Annotated in this window: 19 protein-coding genes and 3 tRNA genes; 5 read left to right on the top strand and 17 right to left on the bottom strand. The window is 70.5% G+C overall.

All coding sequences use genetic code 11. The features are described 5' to 3' along the window. Positions 1-138: 138 nt before the first annotated feature. Positions 139-1,335: a L,D-transpeptidase gene (locus ABD743_RS20955; protein WP_344723818.1), complete on the bottom strand. Its 1,197-nt coding sequence runs from the start codon at positions 1,333-1,335 to the stop codon at positions 139-141. Between the two features lie 95 nt (positions 1,336-1,430). Beyond that, positions 1,431-2,468 (bottom strand): UDP-N-acetylmuramate dehydrogenase, encoded by a 1,038-nt coding sequence (locus ABD743_RS20950; protein ID WP_344723817.1) that lies wholly within the window; start codon positions 2,466-2,468, stop codon positions 1,431-1,433. A 24-nt stretch (positions 2,469-2,492) separates the two neighbouring features. Between ABD743_RS20950 and ABD743_RS20945 the strand changes: the two genes are divergently transcribed. Next, entirely contained in the window at positions 2,493-2,996 is a 504-nt protein-coding gene (locus tag ABD743_RS20945; RefSeq protein WP_344723816.1) for a DUF2505 domain-containing protein, read from the top strand. Here the strand turns inward: ABD743_RS20945 and ABD743_RS20940 are convergent. Beyond that, positions 2,965-4,161 carry an MFS transporter gene (locus ABD743_RS20940; RefSeq protein WP_344723815.1) on the bottom strand — a complete coding sequence of 399 codons (1,197 nt, stop codon included), beginning with the start codon at positions 4,159-4,161 and terminating at the stop codon, positions 2,965-2,967. The genes ABD743_RS20945 and ABD743_RS20940 overlap by 32 nt on opposite strands. 144 nt (positions 4,162-4,305) lie before the next feature. On the opposite strand from ABD743_RS20940, the gene purU reads away from it, so the two are divergent. Beyond that, entirely contained in the window at positions 4,306-5,199 is an 894-nt protein-coding gene (gene purU / locus ABD743_RS20935; RefSeq protein ID WP_344723814.1) for a formyltetrahydrofolate deformylase, read from the top strand. Positions 5,200-5,275: 76 nt separating this feature from the next. Here purU and lon read toward each other — a convergent pair whose 3' ends face one another. The 7 genes from lon to ABD743_RS20900 form a co-directional block, all read right to left on the bottom strand. After that, positions 5,276-7,585 carry an endopeptidase La gene (gene lon, locus ABD743_RS20930; RefSeq protein ID WP_344723813.1) on the bottom strand — a complete coding sequence of 770 codons (2,310 nt, stop codon included), beginning with the start codon at positions 7,583-7,585 and terminating at the stop codon, positions 5,276-5,278. A gap of 173 nt (positions 7,586-7,758) precedes the next feature. After that, entirely contained in the window at positions 7,759-8,310 is a 552-nt protein-coding gene (locus tag ABD743_RS20925; RefSeq protein ID WP_344723812.1) for a YbaK/EbsC family protein, read from the bottom strand. Continuing rightward, positions 8,307-8,609 carry a DUF2516 family protein gene (locus ABD743_RS20920; RefSeq protein ID WP_241038661.1) on the bottom strand — a complete coding sequence of 101 codons (303 nt, stop codon included), beginning with the start codon at positions 8,607-8,609 and terminating at the stop codon, positions 8,307-8,309. Before ABD743_RS20920 ends, ABD743_RS20925 begins: the two co-directional genes overlap by 4 nt. A gap of 112 nt (positions 8,610-8,721) precedes the next feature. After that, positions 8,722-9,477 carry a hypothetical protein gene (locus ABD743_RS20915; protein ID WP_344723811.1) on the bottom strand — a complete coding sequence of 252 codons (756 nt, stop codon included), beginning with the start codon at positions 9,475-9,477 and terminating at the stop codon, positions 8,722-8,724. A gap of 21 nt (positions 9,478-9,498) precedes the next feature. Next, complete coding sequence (locus tag ABD743_RS20910) at positions 9,499-9,849, bottom strand: helix-turn-helix domain-containing protein (protein ID WP_344723951.1); 351 nt, start codon at positions 9,847-9,849, stop codon at positions 9,499-9,501. A 326-nt stretch (positions 9,850-10,175) separates the two neighbouring features. Beyond that, positions 10,176-11,390 (bottom strand): DUF445 domain-containing protein, encoded by a 1,215-nt coding sequence (locus ABD743_RS20905; RefSeq protein ID WP_344723950.1) that lies wholly within the window; start codon positions 11,388-11,390, stop codon positions 10,176-10,178. A 368-nt stretch (positions 11,391-11,758) separates the two neighbouring features. Then, positions 11,759-12,277, bottom strand: a complete 519-nt coding sequence (locus ABD743_RS20900) for a bifunctional DNA primase/polymerase (RefSeq protein WP_344723810.1) — start codon at positions 12,275-12,277, stop codon at positions 11,759-11,761. A 275-nt stretch (positions 12,278-12,552) separates the two neighbouring features. On the opposite strand from ABD743_RS20900, the gene ABD743_RS20895 reads away from it, so the two are divergent. After that, a complete protein-coding gene (locus tag ABD743_RS20895) occupies positions 12,553-13,461 on the top strand; it encodes an NAD-dependent epimerase/dehydratase family protein (protein WP_344723949.1) in 909 nt (302 codons plus the stop codon). Positions 13,462-13,543: 82 nt separating this feature from the next. Here ABD743_RS20895 and ABD743_RS20890 read toward each other — a convergent pair whose 3' ends face one another. Continuing rightward, complete coding sequence (locus tag ABD743_RS20890) at positions 13,544-13,747, bottom strand: cold-shock protein (RefSeq protein WP_142059975.1); 204 nt, start codon at positions 13,745-13,747, stop codon at positions 13,544-13,546. Between the two features lie 299 nt (positions 13,748-14,046). On the opposite strand from ABD743_RS20890, the gene ABD743_RS20885 reads away from it, so the two are divergent. Continuing rightward, complete coding sequence (locus tag ABD743_RS20885) at positions 14,047-14,976, top strand: acyl-CoA desaturase (protein WP_344723809.1); 930 nt, start codon at positions 14,047-14,049, stop codon at positions 14,974-14,976. Positions 14,977-14,997: 21 nt separating this feature from the next. On the opposite strand, the gene mftR is transcribed toward ABD743_RS20885, so the two are convergent. The 6 genes from mftR to ABD743_RS20855 form a co-directional block, all read right to left on the bottom strand. Beyond that, a complete protein-coding gene (gene mftR / locus ABD743_RS20880; RefSeq protein ID WP_344723808.1) occupies positions 14,998-15,618 on the bottom strand; it encodes a mycofactocin system transcriptional regulator in 621 nt (206 codons plus the stop codon). 102 nt (positions 15,619-15,720) lie between these two features. Next, positions 15,721-17,070 carry a sensor domain-containing diguanylate cyclase gene (locus tag ABD743_RS20875; protein WP_344723807.1) on the bottom strand — a complete coding sequence of 450 codons (1,350 nt, stop codon included), beginning with the start codon at positions 17,068-17,070 and terminating at the stop codon, positions 15,721-15,723. 285 nt (positions 17,071-17,355) lie between these two features. Beyond that, positions 17,356-17,429 (bottom strand) — tRNA-Phe (locus ABD743_RS20870). Positions 17,430-17,456: 27 nt separating this feature from the next. After that, a tRNA-Asp gene (locus ABD743_RS20865) sits at positions 17,457-17,530 on the bottom strand. Positions 17,531-17,567: 37 nt separating this feature from the next. Then, positions 17,568-17,640 (bottom strand) — tRNA-Glu (locus ABD743_RS20860). A 146-nt stretch (positions 17,641-17,786) separates the two neighbouring features. After that, positions 17,787-18,023, bottom strand: a complete 237-nt coding sequence (locus ABD743_RS20855; RefSeq protein WP_241038455.1) for a hypothetical protein — start codon at positions 18,021-18,023, stop codon at positions 17,787-17,789. Positions 18,024-18,389: 366 nt separating this feature from the next. Between ABD743_RS20855 and ABD743_RS20850 the strand changes: the two genes are divergently transcribed. Further along, positions 18,390-18,611, top strand: coding sequence for a heavy-metal-associated domain-containing protein (locus tag ABD743_RS20850; RefSeq protein ID WP_344723806.1), 222 nt, complete (start codon positions 18,390-18,392; stop codon positions 18,609-18,611). The last annotated feature ends 24 nt before the right edge of the window (positions 18,612-18,635 follow it).

Here is an 18,635-nt window from a genome sequence, read left to right as displayed (position 1 = left end):
GCCCGGATCCGGTGTCCAGACGGATGCATCGCAAGGCGGAGGAGGCGCCGATACCGCTGTTGTATCGGCGCCGACGACAACGCCGCGAGGCGCCGTCTGGGCGCCGGAGGCGGGTAAGACGACCTCGTTTCCTCGGCACTAGAGGGCGGAGAGCTTCTCCCACTGGTCCCAGCTGAGCGTCCAGTCCCAGATGTCGCCGTCACGCGCGGAGAGTTGGACGGGCGTGCCCGTCACCTCGACCGGGTCGCCGTAGAGCGCCGTGTCGTAGTAGGACTTCGCGTTGTCGATCGAGAGGTTGACGCAACCGTGGGTGACGTTGTCGGAGCCCTGCGCGGCCGCCGACGCCGGGTTGGCGTGGATGAACTCGCCGTTGTTGCTGATCCGCACCGCCCACTGCTCGACCGTGTCGTAGTTGTACTGCTCGCTGACCATCCGCTTGTCGGTGAACTTCTCGCTCACCACATGGATCCCCGAGCGCGTGTTGCGGTTGGGGTCGGTGCCGAGCCCGTAGCTCGCCGGGAAGTCGGCGATCTGGCTCCCGTCGCGGATGACGATCATCCGGTGGCTGTTGACGTCGGCCTTGACGATCTGCTCGCGACCGATCTCGAAGGTGGACGTGACGTTGGCGGCGCCGTAGGCGCCCTGCCCGTAGCCCACCCCGAAGAGCTCGGCCTTGACGGTGACGGTGGTGCCGCTCGGCCAGTACTCCTTGGGCCGCCAGTCGACCCGCGAGCCGCCGCCCTCGTCGGGCAGCCAGCCCCACGAGCCCTCCACGGGCACCGACGTGCTGATCGACAGGGCGTGTTCGACTGCGGCCCGGTCGGCGACGTGGCCGTTGAACTGGATGCGTACCGGTGCCGCGACGCCGACGGTGCGCCCGTCACCGATGTTGAGCGTGCCGCGCACGGTCTTCGCGGGCGAGAGGGTGGAGAACGATCCGTTCACCGGCTCGGACTTGCCATCGGTGCCGACGGCGCTGCCGCTCCAGGTGTAGGTCGTGCCGTAGGCGAGGGGACCCTCGGTGGTCCACTCCGTGTGCTCGCTGTTGAACGAGCCCTTGACCGGCTTCCCCTTCGGACCGGTGAGGGTGACCTCGTCGAACTTTCCGTCCCGGACCGTGGCCGTGGCCGTGGCCGTCGGGTTGGTGCTGTCCGAACCGGCCGCGGGCGAGTAGGAGACCTTGGCCACGGGAGCCGCGACCTGTGGAGGGTCCGGCTCCGGCTGCGCTGCACTCGAGACCGACTCCATGGCCTGCCGTCCGGCGGCGGTGGCCGCGGTGACCACACCCAGCGAACCGATCAGCACCACTGCCAGGACCAGCAGGATCCTCTTCATGAACTTCCCCTCACAGCACTTCCCGCAGGGAGAGAGACGCCCGGACCCCCCGCCCGGTTGCCCTGCAACGCTGCTCTGCGGAGCGTACGCATTGATCAGATCCGGCAGCCGACCAGCACCGGCTCCGGCACCAGTTCGATCCCGAACCGCTCCTGCACGCCGCGCCGCACGTCGCTCGCCAGCGCGAGCAGGTCGGCGGTGGTGCCGTCGCCGCGGTTGGTGAGGGCGAGCACGTGCTTGTCGGACAGCGCGACGCGCCCCCCGGGCCCGGGATGCCCCCTCCGGAACCCGGAGTGCTCGATCAGCCAGGCCGCCGGGACCTTGACCAGTCCCGGACCGGCCGGCCAGCGCGGCGCGCCCTCCGGAGCCTCGGCCTCCGGGAGCACGGGGTTGGTGAAGAACGAGCCGGCGCTCCACGTGTCGTGGTCGGCCGCATCGAGCACCATGCCCTTGCCGCGGCGTAGCTCGAGCACGGCCTCCCGTGCCGCTGCCGCCGGAACCCGCGAGCCGGGCTCGACCTCGAGCGCCCTGGCGAGTTCCGGGTAGCGGATCGGCGCGCTCGTGGCGTCGGTGGAGAGCGCGAGCCGGACGCGCAACACGATGGCGTCGTCGCGGCCCTTGAGGGCGCTGGTGCGATACCCCAGGCCCAACTCGTCCGCAGGCACGCGTTCACGGACGACGCCTGCGCCGCGGTCGTAGAGGTCGACGTCGAGGAGCAGTTCGGCGATCTCCACACCGTAGGCACCGACGTTCTGCACGGGGGTGGCGCCGGTCCTGCCGGGGATCCCGGAGAGGCACTCCAGTCCGCCGAGCCCATCGGCCACGCTGGCCGCGACGACCCCGTCCCAGTCCTCGCCCGCCTCAACCGTGAGCACCACGGAGCCGTTCTCGCCGTGTTCCACGGCCCGTCCGGTGCTGGCGATCCGCACGACGGTGCCCTTCCACCCCTCGTCGGCGATGACGACGTTCGACCCGCCGCCGAGCAGCAGCAGGGGCTCCCGGGATGTGTCGGCCGCCCGAACGGCCTCGACGACTGCCTCTGCGGAGGGCGCAGCGACGACCGTGCGCGCCGGTCCGCCGAGCCGCAACGTCGTCAGCGGCGCGAGCCGCGTGGCCACTTCAGGTACCGGCACGAGGGTCAACGGTAGCCTCCCCCTATGCCACGGGAATTCGACTACCGGTCCACGTGGCCGTACCCCGCCGACGAGGTGTACGCCACGATGACCGACCCCGAGTACCTACGCGCGCGGCTGGCGAAGATCGGGGGCCCGGGCGCGGCACTCCTGGAGCACCACCCCGATGCCGACGGCGTGCGCTACCGCCTGCGGCACGGGCTCGACTCGCAGGACATGCCGGCCGCGATCCGCACGGTGCTGCCGGGAAACATCACCATCGAGCGCGCCGAGAGCTGGAAGAAGCAGGGCCCGGGCCGTTACGACGCCACGGTGGCGGTGACGATCCACAACACGCCCGCCTCAGCCGCAGGTGGCATGCAGCTGCACGACGCCAACCCGGGCAGCGAGCTCCTCCTGCGCCTCGACATCAGCGTCAAGGTCCCCCTGATCGGCGGCCGGATCGAGGACGTCGTGGTCGGGCGGATCGGAGAGCTGTTCGACCTGGAGACACAGTTCACGCGCGAGTGGCTGGAGCAGCGACACTGACCACCCCGGCACGCTCCCGGGCTCGACGCCGCATTGCGGTGTCCACCAGCCAGAACGCGAGCCCGACCGCCGGCAGCACCCCGCCGAGCACCGACACCCCGAGCCAGCCGTTGCTCGCATAGGCCGCCGCCGACAAGCCGCTTCCCACCGCGCCGCCGAGGAAGTAGAGCGTCATGTAGGCCGAGTTGAGCCGGCTGCGCGCTTCGGGGCGCAGCGCGTAGACGATCGCCTGGTTGCTGACGTGCACGCCCTGCACGCCGAGGTCGAACAGCAGCAGCCCGATCGCGAGCGCCACCACCGCGCCGGCCCCTGGACCGGCGCCCTGGCCGATCAGCAGCCAGGCCAGCGTCGAGACGAGCAGGAACCCGCCCACCGCGTGGTGCGCCCAGCCACGGTCGGCCAACCGGCCTGCGAACCGAGCGGCCGCCGCCCCTGCCACGCCAAACAGGGCGAAGAGCCCGATGACGCCCTGGTCGAAGTCGTGCGGGGGTGCGGCCAGCATGAAGCCGATGCTGGTCCAGAGGGCGCTGAACGCCGCGTAGCTCGTCGCGCTGTAGACCACCCGCCAGCGCAGCACCGGCTCCTCGCGCAGCAGGGTGACGACCGAGCGCAGCAGTGCGAAGTAGTGCATCTTCGTGGTGGGTGGCAGCACCGGCAGCGTGCGCCAGAGCAGGACGACCGCCACCGCTGTGAGCACGGCACCGAGCACGAACACCGCACGCCAGCCGAGCGCTTGCGACACCAGCCCCGCCACGACCCGCGAGACCAGCACGCCGATCAGCAACCCGCTCATCACCGTGCTGATCGTCTTGCCCTGCTGGCCCTCAGGGGCGAGGTGCGCGGCGAAGGGGACGAGCACCTGCGCGGCCACCGTCGTGAGCCCGACGAGCGTCGCGGCCGCGCCGAGGACGCTCAGCGACGGGGCGACGGCGACGACCAGCATGCCCGCCACGGTCATCGACAGCATCGTGACGACGAGCTTGCGGCGTTCCAGCAGGTCGCCCAGGGGCACGATGGTGGCGAGCCCGAACGCGTAGCCCAGCTGGATGAGGGTGAGAACCACGCCGACCTGCGACGAGGTGGCGTGGAAAGCCTCGGCGAGTGCGTCTTCGAGCGGTTGGGCGTAGTAGTTGTTGGCGACGATGACACCGGTCGCGAACGTCATTGCGGCTACTGCGCGACGCCGGGTGTGGGCTCTGTCATCGGTGCCGTTTGCCCGTGAAGTCACGGGGAACAGGATGCGCTGCGGCTGCGCCGTCTAGGGCATGCCGTCTGCCACACCGCGTCGGCCACAAGGCACGATCCCCTTGTGGATGCGACCGCCGACCAGCGCTATGTGATCACCCTGAGCTGTCCCGACACCACCGGCATCGTGGCGAGGATCGCAGGCTTCCTCGCGGACGCCGGCGGCTGGATCACGGAGGCGGGGTACCACTCCGACCCGGACACCGGATGGTTCTTCACCCGCCAGGTCGTGCGCGCCGACTCGCTCCCCTACGGGGTCGACGAGCTGCGGGACCGCTTCGCCCAGGTCGCCGCGGAGCTCGGCGGGCAGACCGACTGGACGGTCACCGACACCGCGGTGCCCAAGCGCGCCGTGCTCCTGGTGACCAAGGAACCGCACTGCCTGCACGACCTGCTGGGCCGCGTCGCGGCCGGTGAGCTCCCGGTGCAGCTCGACGCCGTGATCGGCAACCACGACGAGCTCGGCGACATCGTGCGCGCGCACGGTGTGCCGTTCCACCACGTCGAGTTCCCGCCGCCGGGCAACGTGCGGTACGCGGTGGAGAAGGAGAAGGCGTTCGACGAGCTGAGCGGGCTCGTCGAGGGCTACGACCCCGACGCGATCGTGCTCGCCCGCTTCATGCAGATCCTTCCGGCCCAGGTCTGCCGGGCGTGGGCCGGGCGGGCTCTGAACATCCACCACAGCTTCCTGCCCTCGTTCGTCGGCGCCCGGCCCTACCACCAGGCATACGCGCGCGGGGTGAAGCTGATCGGCGCCACGTGCCACTACGTCACACCCGACCTGGACGCCGGACCGATCATCGAGCAGGACGTGATCCGGGTGGACCACAGCGACACCGCGAGCGACATGGTGCGCCGCGGCCGCGACATCGAGCGGCTCGTACTGGCCCGCGGCCTGCGGTGGCACCTGGAGGACCGGGTGCTGGTGCACGGCAACAAGACGGTGGTGTTCCGCTGACGACGCCCTGAACGTACGAACGGCACTCCCGTCCGATCCTTTCGGACGAGAGTGCCGTTCGTCGCGGGTAGGGAAATCAGGCGGCGGTAGCCACCTGAACCGGCTCGAGAGCCAGCTTCAGGACGTCGGCGACGTCGGCCACCGGGTGCACCCGCAGCTCACCGCGCACCGACTCCGGCAGATCGTCGAGGTCGGGCTCGTTGCGCTTCGGGATGATCACGTCGGTCAGCCCGGCCCGGTGCGCGGCCAACAGCTTCTGCTTGACCCCACCGATCGGGAGGACCTTGCCCTGCAGCGTGACCTCACCCGTCATCCCGACGTTCGACTTCACCGGTCGCCCGCTGGCGAGCGACGCGAGAGCCGTGGTCATCGTGATGCCGGCGCTCGGCCCGTCCTTCGGCACGGCGCCCGCCGGCACGTGGACGTGCAGCTTGCGCGACGCCAGGTCGCCGGCCAGGCCGCGGGAGCGCAGGTAGCTCAGCGCGATCGACACCGACTCCTTCATGACGTCACCCAGCTGGCCGGTCAGGGTCAGACCAGGCTCGCCCTCCATCGAGGTGGCCTCGATGAACAGCACGTCCCCGCCGGCGCCGGTGACCGCGAGCCCGGTGGCGACACCAGGCACGGACGTCCGCTCCGCCGTCTCCGGCGTGAACTTCGGCCGCCCCAGGTAGCCCACCAGAGCGTCGGCGTCGATGTGCACCGGACGCTCGACGTCCGACGAGTCGACCTGCACGGCGACCTTCCGCAGGACCTTCGCCAGGCCACGCTCCAGCTGCCGCACACCCGCCTCGCGCGTGTACTCGGCGGCGATCATGCCGAGTGCGACCTCGGAGAACTCGACGTCGGACGGCTCCAGGCCCGCCTTCTCGACCTGCCGCGGCAGCAGGTGGTCGCGCGCGATGGCGACCTTCTCCGCCTCGGTGTAGCCGTCGAGCGTCACGATCTCCATCCGGTCGGCCAGCGGGCCGGGGATGGCCTCGTACACGTTGGCCGTGGCGAGGAACAGCACGTCCGACAGGTCGAGGTCGACCTCGAGGTAGTGGTCGCGGAACGTGTGGTTCTGCGCAGGGTCGAGCACCTCGAGCAGCGCCGCGGTCGGGTCACCCCGGAAGTCGCTGCCGACCTTGTCGATCTCGTCGAGCAGCACGACCGGGTTCATCGAGCCCGCCTCGCGGATGGCCCGCACGATCCGGCCGGGCAGCGCGCCGACGTAGGTGCGCCGGTGCCCGCGGATCTCGGCCTCGTCCCGCACACCACCCAGGGCGACGCGGACGAACTTGCGGCCCAGGGCCCGCGCGACCGACTCACCCAGCGACGTCTTACCGACGCCGGGCGGGCCGACCAGCGACAGAACGGCACCCGACCCACGTCCGCCGACCTTGTCGAGGCCACGGCGGTTGCGCCGAGCCCGGACGGCCAGGAACTCGATCAGCCGCTCCTTGACGTCGTCGAGGCCCGCGTGGTCGGCGTCGAGGATCGCCCTGGCGGCCACGAGGTCGTCGGTGTCCTCGGTGGTCGTCGTCCACGGGATGTCGAGGACGGTGTCCAGCCAGGTACGGATCCAGCCCGATTCCGGGCTCTGGTCCGACGCACGCTCCAGCTTGCCCACCTCGGTGAGCGCGGCCTTGCGCACGTGCTCCGGCAGGTCGGCGTTCTCGACCCGTGTGCGGTAGTCGTCGGCGCCCTCGGGCTCGTCCTCACCCAGCTCCTTGCGGATCGCGGCCAGCTGCTGGCGCAGCAGGAACTCGCGCTGGGTCTTCTCCATGCCCTCGCGGACGTCGTTGGCGATCTTCTCGGAGACCTCCTGCTCGGCGACGTGCTCGCGCGTCCACTCGATCAGCAGTTCCAGCCGCTTGACCGGATCGGTCTCGGCGAGCAGCTGGGACTTGTGGTCCAGGTCGAGGTAGGACGCCCAGCCTGCCGTGTCGGCGAGCTGGCCGGGGTCGGTGATCTGCTGCACCGAGTCGATGACCTGCCAGGCACCCCGCTGCTGCAGGATCCCGATGACGAGGGCCTTGTACTCCTTGGCGAGCTCGGTCGCCTTGCCCGTGACGGGCGGGTCGGGGATGGGAGTCGCCTCCACCCACAGGGCGGCACCGGGGCCGGTGACACCGGACCCGATCTGCGCGCGGCCCTCACCGCGCACCACGGCCGCGCGCTCTCCACTGGGGAGCCTGCCGACCTGCTCGAGGACGGCGATCGTGCCCACTGCGGCGTACTTGCCGTCGAGGCGCGGAACGATCAGGACCTTGCGATCGACGCTGTTCGCTGCATCGACCGCTGCCTGCACATCCGGCTCGTCGAGCCGGACAGGAACCACCATGCCGGGCAGCACCACCGAGTCGGCGAGCGGAAGCACCGGCAGCTTCAGCGTCTCTGTCATGCCCCAGTCAACGCTTACACCGTTGAACGAATTCCAGCTCTCAAGTAAGTCCGCCAGCAGCGAACACAGGAAGCTTGAGCCGCTCCGGCTCTACTCTGTTGACGGTCCACACCTGATGAACGGAAACCGTGGCCAGAGCTCTTCCGACGGAAGGCCTGGTCGTGGAGCCGGGCCTACCGGCCCAGGCCGTCGACCACTTCCGCGCCGCGCAGCCGAGCCGCCAACTCCCCGGGCAGGGCGAGCTTCGAGTGCCGCACGCCGCTCCCGATCACGACGGCGGGTGCTGCCGCCACCGCAGCGTCGACGAGCACCGGCCAGTCTTCGGGCAGGCCGATCGGGGTGATCCCGCCGTACTCCATGCCGCTGCGCGCGACGGCGTCGTCCATCGGCGCGAAGGAGGCCTTGCGCGCGTTCAGCCGCTTGCGGACCAGCCCGTTGACGTCGGCACGAGTGGTGGCGAGCACCAGGCAGGCCGCGTAGCGGGTCTCCTCGCCGCGCCGACCGGCCACGACCACGCAGTTGGCCGAGCCGTCGAGCGGGGAGCCGTAGGCCTCGCAGAACGCCGCTGTGTCGGCCAGCCCCGGGTCGATCTCCGCGACGCCGACCAGCGCAGCGTCGGCAGGATCTAGCAGCTTGAGGGCGTGAGCGACGGGCTCACCCAACAGATCGGGACGGTCGAGCGCGGGGACCGCCTCCAGCGAGCCGAGGACGGACCAGTCACTCACCAGCGATTACCGCCGCCCTGCACGCCCACCACCGCGGGCTTGACGTCGACGATGTAGACGAGCACGGCTACCAGAGCCGCCAACCAGAACAGGGTGCCGCTACTGCGCGGACCTCCCTGGAACACGACCAGCACCAGCACACTGGCACCGGTGATGCCGAGCCAGGCCGGCTTCGTGAGCTTGTCGGCCGCGGTGAACGCGTCGGCACGCTGCATCAGGGCGTGAATGAAGGCATAGGCACCCACGGGGATGGCCAGCAGCCACAGCGCCCACAGCACCCAGTCATCGAGGTCGTACAGCAGGCTCACACGGGCAGCCTACCCTGGACGACCACGACACAGCGCCCCTGAGGAGCAGGAGATCCTCAGGGGCGCTGTGTCGAATGACCGGGTGCGCACGCGGCAGGCCAGGTCAGCTCTTCGGACCCGTGCCGTTCGTCGTGCCGGTCCGGCGGGTGGCCGGGCGGCGAGTGGCATCCTTGGGGGCCGTGCGGTTGGCGGCCCTGCGGGTGGCACTGCGGGCGTCGTGGGCCAGCTCGTCGCCGGCCTCGTTGATCGCGCCGGCCGTCTCGGCACCGGCCTTGGCCACGGCCTTCGACGCGTCACCACTCACGTCGGCGACCTTGTCGGCGGTGCGCCCGCCGATGAGCTTGCTGGCACGGGCCACCCGCTCGCCGGTGGACCGGGTCTGGGTGGTCACCGTGGCCAGGGCCTTGGTGGCGGCATCGTGGGCGTCGTCGACCAGGCCGTCGACACGCGCGTCGAGCTTCTCCGTGTAGGAGCCGAACGTCGCGAGTGCCTGCTCCACCTGGGGCTGCTTGCGGATACGTCCCCAGGTCTTCTCACCGCGCTCCGCGAAGCCGGCGTAGGCCTGCTCGGCCTGCGCGCGCAGCTCCGCCACGGTCTTGCGCAGCTCCTCGGATGACAGGCGCTGCGGCAGCTCGGCGACGCGGTGCTGCACGTCCTCGGCCTGGGCCGAGGCACGCGTGCGGGCCACGGCGGCGCGGGCACGGGCGATCTCGGCGGCCTTGGACACGGCGGAGACGGCGATCTCCCCTGCGCCCAGGACGGCGAACAACGGGGTGCGGGCGACCTCGGCACGCTCGGCGGCGTTCTTGGCGGCCTGCTCACGGGCCTTGCGGACGTCCGCGGCGGTAGGTAGTGACACGGGCATGATGATCACTCCTCGTCAGGATGATTCGGTGGTGTGGCCGGGGGCGACGTGCTTGCCACCCTCCTGCCGGAAGGACTGGTAGATCTCGAGGAGCACCTGCTTCTGGCGCTCCGTCAGGGTCGGATCAGCGAGCACGGCGTCGGTGACGTCGCTCGCCGGCCTTTCGTCGAGAATCCCGGCCTTCACGTACAGGGCCTCCGCGGAGATACGCAGCCCCTTCGCGATCTGCTGCAGGATCTCGGCCGACGGCTTGCGCAGCCCCCGCTCGATCTGACTGAGATAGGGATTGCTGACGCCGGCAGTGCGAGCCAGCTGGCGCAGCGACACCTGCGCACTCTCCCGCTGGCTGCGGATGTAGCCGCCGATGTCGTCGACGGCCTGGCCGACGGCCTGGCCCGCCTGTTCGACGACCTGGCCGACATGCTCGACCGCGTGTCCGACGCGCTCCCCGGGCCCGTCCTGTTTCGGGGCCCTCGGTACTGGCACGTCCGATCACCTCCCGTTCGCGCCGCCGACTTTACCCACGAACGCTAGCTGTTGCAAGCACAGAGCTTGCACGATGCGTGGCCTTCGTCACCGGTTCGAGCAGCAAGGACTCGCCACGGGTCGAGTTAGGTGTGCTTGCTAAAGACTGCACCGGCGAGACGGGAGGCCACCGTGCGCTGTCGCACAGTCGCGGAGAGCCACCGGCGCTACGAGCCGAACGCCAGCTGACCGACCGTGTAGATGACGAGCCCGGCGAGCGCGCCGACGACCGTGCCGTTGATGCGGATGAACTGCAGGTCACGTCCCACCTGCAGCTCCACCTTGCGTGAGGTCTCCTCCGCGTCCCAGCGCTCGACGGTGTCGGTGATCAGCGTGGTGATCTCCGCCCGGTAGTGCCGTACGACGTAGCCGGCCGCGTCGGCCAGCCAGCCGTCGACCTTGTCGCGGAGCTCCGTGTCGTTGCTGAGGCGGGTGCCGAGTGCGATGAACCCGTCGCGTACCCGGTTGCGCAGCGCGCTCGACGGGTCGGCGGCGGCGTCGAGGATCATGCCCTTGACGGTGCTCCAGGCCTGGCCGATGAACTTCTGCACGTCCGGGTGCCCGACGATCTGGAACTTGATCCGCTCAGCGCGCTCGATGGTCTCCGGGTCGCGCTGCAGGTCGGTGGCGAACTCGACGAGGAACCGGTCGACCGCCTTGCGCAGCGGGTGCTCGGGGTCGGTCTTCACGTTCCACGCGAAGTTCTGCACCTCGAGGTAGACCCGGTCGGCGATGAGGTCGTCGACGAACCTGGGCGACCACGACGGCGCCCTCTCGTGCACGACCCGCAGGACCATGTCGTGGTTGGCCGTGACCCAGTCGTATGCGCGGTCGCACACCAGGTCGACCAGGCGCAGGTGCGACCCGTCGGCCAGCACGCCCTCCAGCACCGTGCCGAGCGGCGGCCCGATCGGGCGCTCCAGGAGCTTCGGCACGAGGATCTGCTCGATCACCTCCTGCACGTCCTCGTCGCGCAGCACGGTGACGACGCCGCGGGCGGCCGTGGCGAGCTCGGCGGTGATGCGGGAGGCGTTGGCCTCCTGGCCGATCCACGCCCCCACCCGCTGCGACACCTGGACGCGGGCGAGCTTGTCGCGCACCACGTCCTCGGCCAGGAAGTTCTCCCCGACGAAGTCGCCGAGGCTGTCGCCGATCATGTCCTTTTTCGTCGGGATGATCGCGGTGTGCGGGATCGGCAGCCCGAGCGGGCGCCGGAAGAGCGCGGTGACGGCGAACCAGTCGGCCAGCGCGCCCACCATCCCCGCCTCGGCCGTGGCGCGGATGTACCCGATCCACGCCGGGCCGTCGTTGACCTCCCACCAACGGGACACCAGGAAGATGACCGTGGCGAGCAGCAGCAGCCCAGTGGCGAAGCGCTTCATCCGCCGCAGGTCACGCACGCGGGTGGCGGCGTCGATCCGGCCGAAACCCAGGCCGACCTCGACGACAGGTCGCGGGAACGAGCCCGCGGGGCGCTTCGCCTCCGGCGCTTCCGATCCGGGGCTCTCCGAGATCTGCACGAACCCATACTGCCTGCCCGACCGCAGTCCCGTTGTCCGGAACTGGGTCTGGCCGGGGTCGATGGTGTTCCACCGACCCCGGCCACGTTCGTGGTGCGGCCGCACAGCAAGGGATCTCCCCCCTGGGAGTAGCCCTCGGGCGCCACACCACCGGCGAGTCCGGATCCTCCCGGCGCAGCGCGACGAGCTGCGTCAGCGGGAGGTGAGCCGGGTGCCGGCTGCGCGGTCCGTCAGAACCGCAGTCCGACCGCCATCGCACCGGCGGGCCGCTGGGCGCCCGGGTGCAACTCACGGTCGGCCCGCCACCGAACGGCGTCGGCGGCGGCATGCACGATCAGGTCTGGCGACGGCACCCGGTAGCCGGTGAGCGCGGGCGCGACCCGCCAGTGCACCCAGCCGTCGGGCACCTGGGACGGCGGAGCCAGCACCGGGGCACCGTCGGTGTGAAGGGCGACGCCAGCGGTCTCCCTCAGCTCCTCCGTGAGCGCGCCCCCGGTAGCGACCGGGAACCACCACGACCCGGTGGGCGTGGCCGCGACCGGCACGACCGCTCCTGCGGCGCGCAGCTGTGCGCAGACCTGGCGCCCACAGGCCGCCGGTACCTCGAGGACATCGAGGGCCGAGCCGGTGATCAATAGGAGCGACGTGGCTGACTCCTCCACCACGGGCCACCCGTGGTCGACGAACTCCAGCGCCGCCGCGCGCAGCTCCGCGCCGTACACCGCGCGGTAGCTGTCCCAGCCCGGCATCCTTGACCTCCGATGTTTCGCGAGCACGCCCTGTTGGCATGTCTCTGTGAGGCTCAACACTGAGCATGACGGTTCCGACACGCGTTTCAGAGCTCATAGCGGCGACCGAGCCCGACTCCGAGACGAGCGGGGGCGCCTCCGCGCGTAGTCCGTTCGGCCTCCGTGAACGGCGGGCGACCGGTAGGCGTCGGAGGATCGACGGCTGCTCCGTGTGGAGGTATGTCACTTGTCGCCGGTTATCGTCGGCCAGCGGCTGAAACGATGCTCCGGTGCTGATGATCACCGGTGGGACGGGCTATCTGGGGAGCGCGCTGGTCGAGCTGGCCGTGCGGGAGGGGCACGACGTCCGTGTACTCGCGCGAGACCGGGCGAAGGCGGCTGAGCTGCTGCCTGAGGGCGTGAACGTCGTGGTGGGCGATCTGGCCGACACCGATGCGGTGCGCCGGGCCGTGCACGGCTGCCACGCGGTGCTCCACCTCGCGGGCTCCGTGGAGAGCTCGGCCGAGGCGACCCGCAGGGCCAACGTCGAGGGCACGCGCTCGGTGCTGGCCGCGGCGGCGGATGCGGGGGTGGCGCGCTTCGTCTACACCAGCAGCAGTGCGGCGGTGATCGACTCCTCGGGGCTGGTGGCCGAGTCCCCGACGGGGGCGCACGCCCTCACCGATCCGTACTCCGTGAGCAAGGCCGCTGCCGAGGAGCTTGTGCTGACGGCCGCCGCAGGCGGTATGGGCGCGGTCATCGTCAACCCGGTGAGTATCTACGGCCCGAGCCCACGGGGGCCGTTGTCCTACAACGGTCTGTTCATCGCGGCCGCGCGTGGTGAGGCGCCGGCCGTGGTGGACGCCGCCGTGGGATGGGTCCTCGCAGAGGACGCGGCAGCCGGGCACCTGCTCGCGCTGGAGCGTGGGGAGCCGGGCCGGCGGTACGTGCTGAGCGGCGAGGTCGCCACGTTCGGCCGCGTTCTGCACACCTTCGCCGACCACGTGGGTGGCGTGCGGGTGCGCACGCTGCCACCGGGCTCATCGCTCGGGGAGGACGCCGACACCTACGCCCGCCGCTCCGAGGTCTACGGGCACCTGCCGCCGGTGCGGGTGAACGACGCGGGCGCGCGGGCGCTGGGCTTCTCACCGGTCGGCGTGGACGAGGGTGTGGCCCGCACGGCGGCATGGGCCGGGGGCAGCTGACCGGTCGGCCTGGCGCCGAGACGCCGATGCCGGCGCCCATGAAGGGCGCCGGCATCGAAGCTGCGATCCGAGAGAAGCTCTCTCAGATGGGGCGGACCGTGTCGGCCTGCGGGCCCTTGGCGCCCTGGCTCGCCTCGAACGAGACGCGCTGGTTCTCCTCCAGGGTGCGGAAGCCGTCCGACTGAATGGCCGAGTAGTGGACGAAGACGTCCGGGCCGTTGTCGTCGGTCGCGATGAAGCCGAAGCCCTTCTCGGCGTTGAACCACTTGACGGTGCCCTGCGGCATACCTGTTCTCCATACGTGAAGCGGACCCTGCCGGCACTGTGCCGACCGGGGGCTGCACGGGAACACCGACGAACGCTTGGAACCTCTGCATCGCCTGTGAAGCCCACCGTCACTCTCCACGGACGCTTCACAACGATCGAGGAAGACACGACTGCAACCGCGGCAGAACCTATCACGGGGGCCTGTGAGCCCGTGTAACTCGATTCGACCGATGGTTGGTTCGCATGGCCAAAGCGAAAGCCGCCCGTTGCCGTACCGTGACCTTTGTTCAGCTCCCTGCGACGAAGCGAAGGATCCACATGCCCCCTGTCCTGCAGGAACGCCCGCCGGCCGCCGCCCTCATCGAGGGCCGCAAGTCCGACACCGAGCAGGCCCTCGTCATCGCGTTCATGGTGATACCGCTGCTGGCGGTGGCCGCCGCGGTACCGCTGGCCTGGGGGTGGGGACTCAGCTGGCTCGACGTCGGCCTCGCCGTGGCCTTCTACGTCCTGAGCGGGCTGGGCGTCACTGTCGGCTTCCATCGCTACTTCACGCACGGCTCGTTCAAGGCGAAGCGGCCGTTGCGGGTCGCTCTCGCCGTGGCGGGGAGCATCGCGTTCCAGGGCAGCGTCGTCGGCTGGGTGGCCGACCATCGGCGCCACCACGCCTTCTCCGACAAGGACGGCGACCCTCACTCGCCCTGGCTGTTCGGCACCGGTCCGGCGGCCCTGGTCCGCGGCTTCTGGCACGCCCACATGGGCTGGCTGCTGGGCCGCGACCGCACCAACGCACGCCGCTTCGCGCCCGACCTGCTGGCCGACCGTGACATCGCGGCGGTCGACAGGTGCTTCATCCTGCTGACGCTGGCGAGCCTCGGCCTGCCCGCCCTCATCGGCGGTCTGGTCAGCTGGTCGTGGTGGGGCGCCTTGACCGCTTTCTTCTGGGCCGGCCTCGTCCGGGTGGCGGTGCTGCACCACGTCACCTGGTCCATCAACTCGATCTGCCACATGGTGGGCGACCGCCCGTTCGCCGCACGCGACCGCTCCGGGAACGTGTGGTGGCTCGCCGTGCTCTCCTTCGGCGAGTCGTGGCACAACCTGCACCACGCCGACCCGACCTGCGCGCGGCACGGGGTGAAGCGTGGACAGGTGGACATCTCCGCCGGCGTCATCCGGATCTTCGAGAAGCTCGGCTGGGCCCACTCCGTGCGCTGGCCCACGGCTCGCAGGCTGGAGCGGCTCTCGCGGTGAGCTCACCCGGAGCCGGCGCCGCTATCGGGCCGGCTCCGGCACCAGGCCGCTCTCCAGCGCGCGGAAGACCACGTCGAGCAGCTCGTGCAGGTCGCCGCCCTCCGTGAGCCAGCGCTCGTAAGCGGCCAGCGCCACGCCCAGACTGGCGTGCCCGATCGTCTGTGGCACGAGATCGTCGGGCGACAGGCCGAGTCGTGACGCGGCGTACTCCGCCACCACCCGACGCCATTTCGCGTAGCGCAATGTCGAATGGGCCTGGAGCGCAGGTGTGTCGAGGATCAGTCGCAACCGCCGCCGATGCCACGGTTGCTCCTGCGGATGAACCTCGTTGAAGTCGAGGACAGCGCGCCGGACTCCCGCCATTATCGGCAGGTCCGCGGGAAGCGCGGCGAAGGTCCGGCGCATCCGGTCGAGCTCCTCGTCGAACGCACCCCATGGAATGTCGTTCTTCGAGCGGTAGTAGCGGAAGACGGTGCGCCGTCCGATGCCCGCCGCATTGGCGATGTCGTCCACGGTGGTGGTGTCGAAGCCGCGTTCGCTGAACAGCTCCAGAGCAATGTGTTCGATCTCGGACCGCGTGGTGACGGGACGGCGGCCGGCTCTGCGGGCCGGAGCCGTGTCATCGATCGGGCGTGCGGACATGTCGAATTCCTCGGCGGGCGCGAGCACTGGCGGCCACAAACCGCCTGATCGTCCCACGGCGGGCTGATGGACACCGGGCCGCGCCGCCGCAAACCCCGGTTGTCAGGCGCGGCGATACGGCGAGGGCCTCGCGGCGCGAGCCCCTCCCGGTGCGCTCGGCACGGCGGAGAGCCCCATCCGCACGGTGTTGCGACCGGCGTGCTTCGCGCAGTACATCGCGGCATCGGCCACCTCGAGCAGCCGTCCCAGCTCATTGCCGTCGACCGGCATCATCGCGCCCCCGATGGAGACGCTGAGGTGGTCGATCACCGCCTGCCCCACCGGGTCGGCGACGTCGACCCGCAGCGCCCTGATCCTCCGGCGGATGCGCTCCGCCACCGCCTCCGCCCCGGGGTGACCGTCCTCACCGTCGAGACCGGGCAGGAGGACGACGAACTCCTCGCCCCCGAAACGCCCGACGATGTCGTCGTCGCGCACCTCGCTGCGCACCGCCGCCGCGACGGTGGCCAGCACCTGGTCGCCCACGAGGTGTCCGTACCGGTCGTTGACGTGCTTGAAGTGGTCGAGGTCCAGCACGAGCACGGTGGCGTGCCCGCCCGAGCGCTCGATGCGGCGCAGCGCCCGGCTGGCCTGGTCGTGCCACGCGGCGGCGTTGAGCAGCCCCGTCTTGCCGTCGGTGCTGGCGGCCTCCTCGAGCTGGCGCACGAGGACGGTGCGGTGGAGCACGATCAGCGGGGGAAGCACCAGTACCGCGTACCCAGGTCCGAAGGACGCCATCGCGCACGCGGCGAGCGCCCCCATGGAGAGCGTGGCGAACTCCAGAACGGCGTCGTCACCGTGACAGAGCGTCTGCACGAACGTGGAGAAGCGGCGGTTCGGGCCGCACAACACGATCACCGCGACCACCAGGGTCATGTTGACCGCTGCGTACACCACCAGGGCGAGCAGCACCGTCAGCAGGCCCCAGAGAGTGCGGAAGAGAACAGCGGGCTCGCTCAGAGCCATCACGGCCGCGGCGGCCTGCACGGCGAGCACGACGGTGGCCGTGCTGAACAGGGCCCGGTGAGGTGGCACACCCGAGCGGCGCCACACGCGCGCGTAGATGTGCAGGCAGAGCACGAGCGCCACGGCCACGGCCATCGGCGCCGGAAGCAGCGCGGCAGCCGCGAACGTCCAGACCGAGCTCAGGTCGATGTGCGGCCCCTCGTCGGACTGGCGTCTGACACGCTCGACGCCCAGCGAGGCCTCGGTGCTGACGATGCCGGCCGCGATCAGCACGGCCAGGATGGGCGCCCACGAGTGCGGTAGATGGCCGATGCCGTGGCGCAGGCTCACGGCGAGTGTGCCGACAGCCACCAGCTCGACGAGCAGGATCACGGTGAGTACCGGTGCGGGTAGCGACCACACGCCCCAACGGGTGAGGCCCGCAGGGCCGCGCCGTGGCAGTCGCATTCCCGAGAACCCTTTCGAGCGGGCTGTCGTCACGTTCGCATGCCCCCCATCCCCCGACGGATGGTAGCCGGATGACAACCCTACGTCAGCGGCTCGGGCGGACTGATCCACCCGCCGAGCGGTGAGCTGCCGCAGCGAGGCGGGCAGCGGCACACGCCGCACATACATCCAGGGGGCCGCGCTTCCAGCCTTTCCCGCAGGCCGAACGCGACATGGCCAGGCCAGGATACCTGGCGTACCGCCACGGAGCAGGAAAGCTCGTGATGCCGAGCGCTGCAGAAGTTGTGGCCAGGGGCGGGGTCGAACCGCCGACCTACCGCTTTTCAGGCGGTCGCTCGTACCAACTGAGCTACCTGGCCGAACCGGCGGTGTGCCGGAAGGTGGAGCGACCCAGACGGGACTCGAACCCGCGACCTTCGCCGTGACAGGGCGACGCGCTAACCAACTGCGCCACTGGGCCTTGCTGTACTGCATCGTACGGTCGTGCCGGTGAAACGTACCCCCAACGGGATTCGAACCCGCGCTGCCGCCTTGAAAGGGCGGAGTCCTAGGCCGCTAGACGATGGGGGCTTGGACCACCAGGGCAGTCCCCGCCCGCAACGGCTGTCCGTTGGGAGCCGCATAAGCATATGACAGGGCCTGAGGGGCCCGACACCCGGGGGTACCTACCGAGCCGGACCGGCTCGACCGCAGGTCACGGCCGAGCCGGCGGGCCATCAGCGGGTGACGGGCGGTGGCTGGTCGGGGTTGGCCGAGATCAACCCGAGCATGTCGAGCAACTGCCGGAGGTCGTCGGAGTCGGCGGAGTTGCGCGCGACGACCAGCCTCGCGCGGTGGAGCTGGTCGTCGGAGACGCGATAGGCGTCCGCAGCCGTGCGCTGACTCGGGATGGCGCCCCCTGGCGCCATCCGTTCCTCACCGATCTCCCGCCGTGCACTTCCGATACCACTCATCGACGCCTCCCCGTGCGGTCGCCACCAGGCCTCGACCGATCGGGGGCGCGCAACCGCGGACAGCGCCGTCCGCAGACCTCGGTCGCCTTTCCCGGCGCGGGTACCCCACCCCGAGCCGGAACGCCCCGTAGCCACCCCCGTGGCCGTGACCGGCACGTTACCTACCGCCCTTCCGCCACGCACCCCCTCTTAGCGGAGGAAGATCGGACTCGGCAGTGACGGAGCGAACACGGGAGAGTGGCGAGAGTCGCGACGCTTCCTTACCCCTGGCCGTATTGTCACCACCGGAATCGTGAGCGGCGTGGGCCGGACGGGGACCGGATGCCGGTTCTGCAACCATTCGACCCACATCCGAGGAGGCCCTGCATGTCCGTCGAGGCACCGTTCCGCACCCAGGTCACCGTCGCCGGGATGACTTGCCAGCACTGCGTGATGTCCGTCACGGAGGAGATCAGCGAGATCCACGGTGTCGACGCCGTGGAGGTCAGCCTGGAGAGCGGGGCCGTCACGGTGCTGGCGGACCGCGAGGTCGCCCGCCACGAGATCGCGGTGGCCGTCACCGAGGCCGGCTACGACCTCGTCGACTGAGCCGGGCCGGCCATGAACGGAGCT

It is taken from the genome of Pseudonocardia yunnanensis (assembly GCF_039534065.1).
In the GTDB taxonomy this organism is placed as follows: Bacteria; Actinomycetota; Actinomycetes; order Mycobacteriales; family Pseudonocardiaceae; genus Pseudonocardia; species Pseudonocardia yunnanensis.
This window is presented reverse-complemented; position numbering and strand designations above follow the sequence as displayed.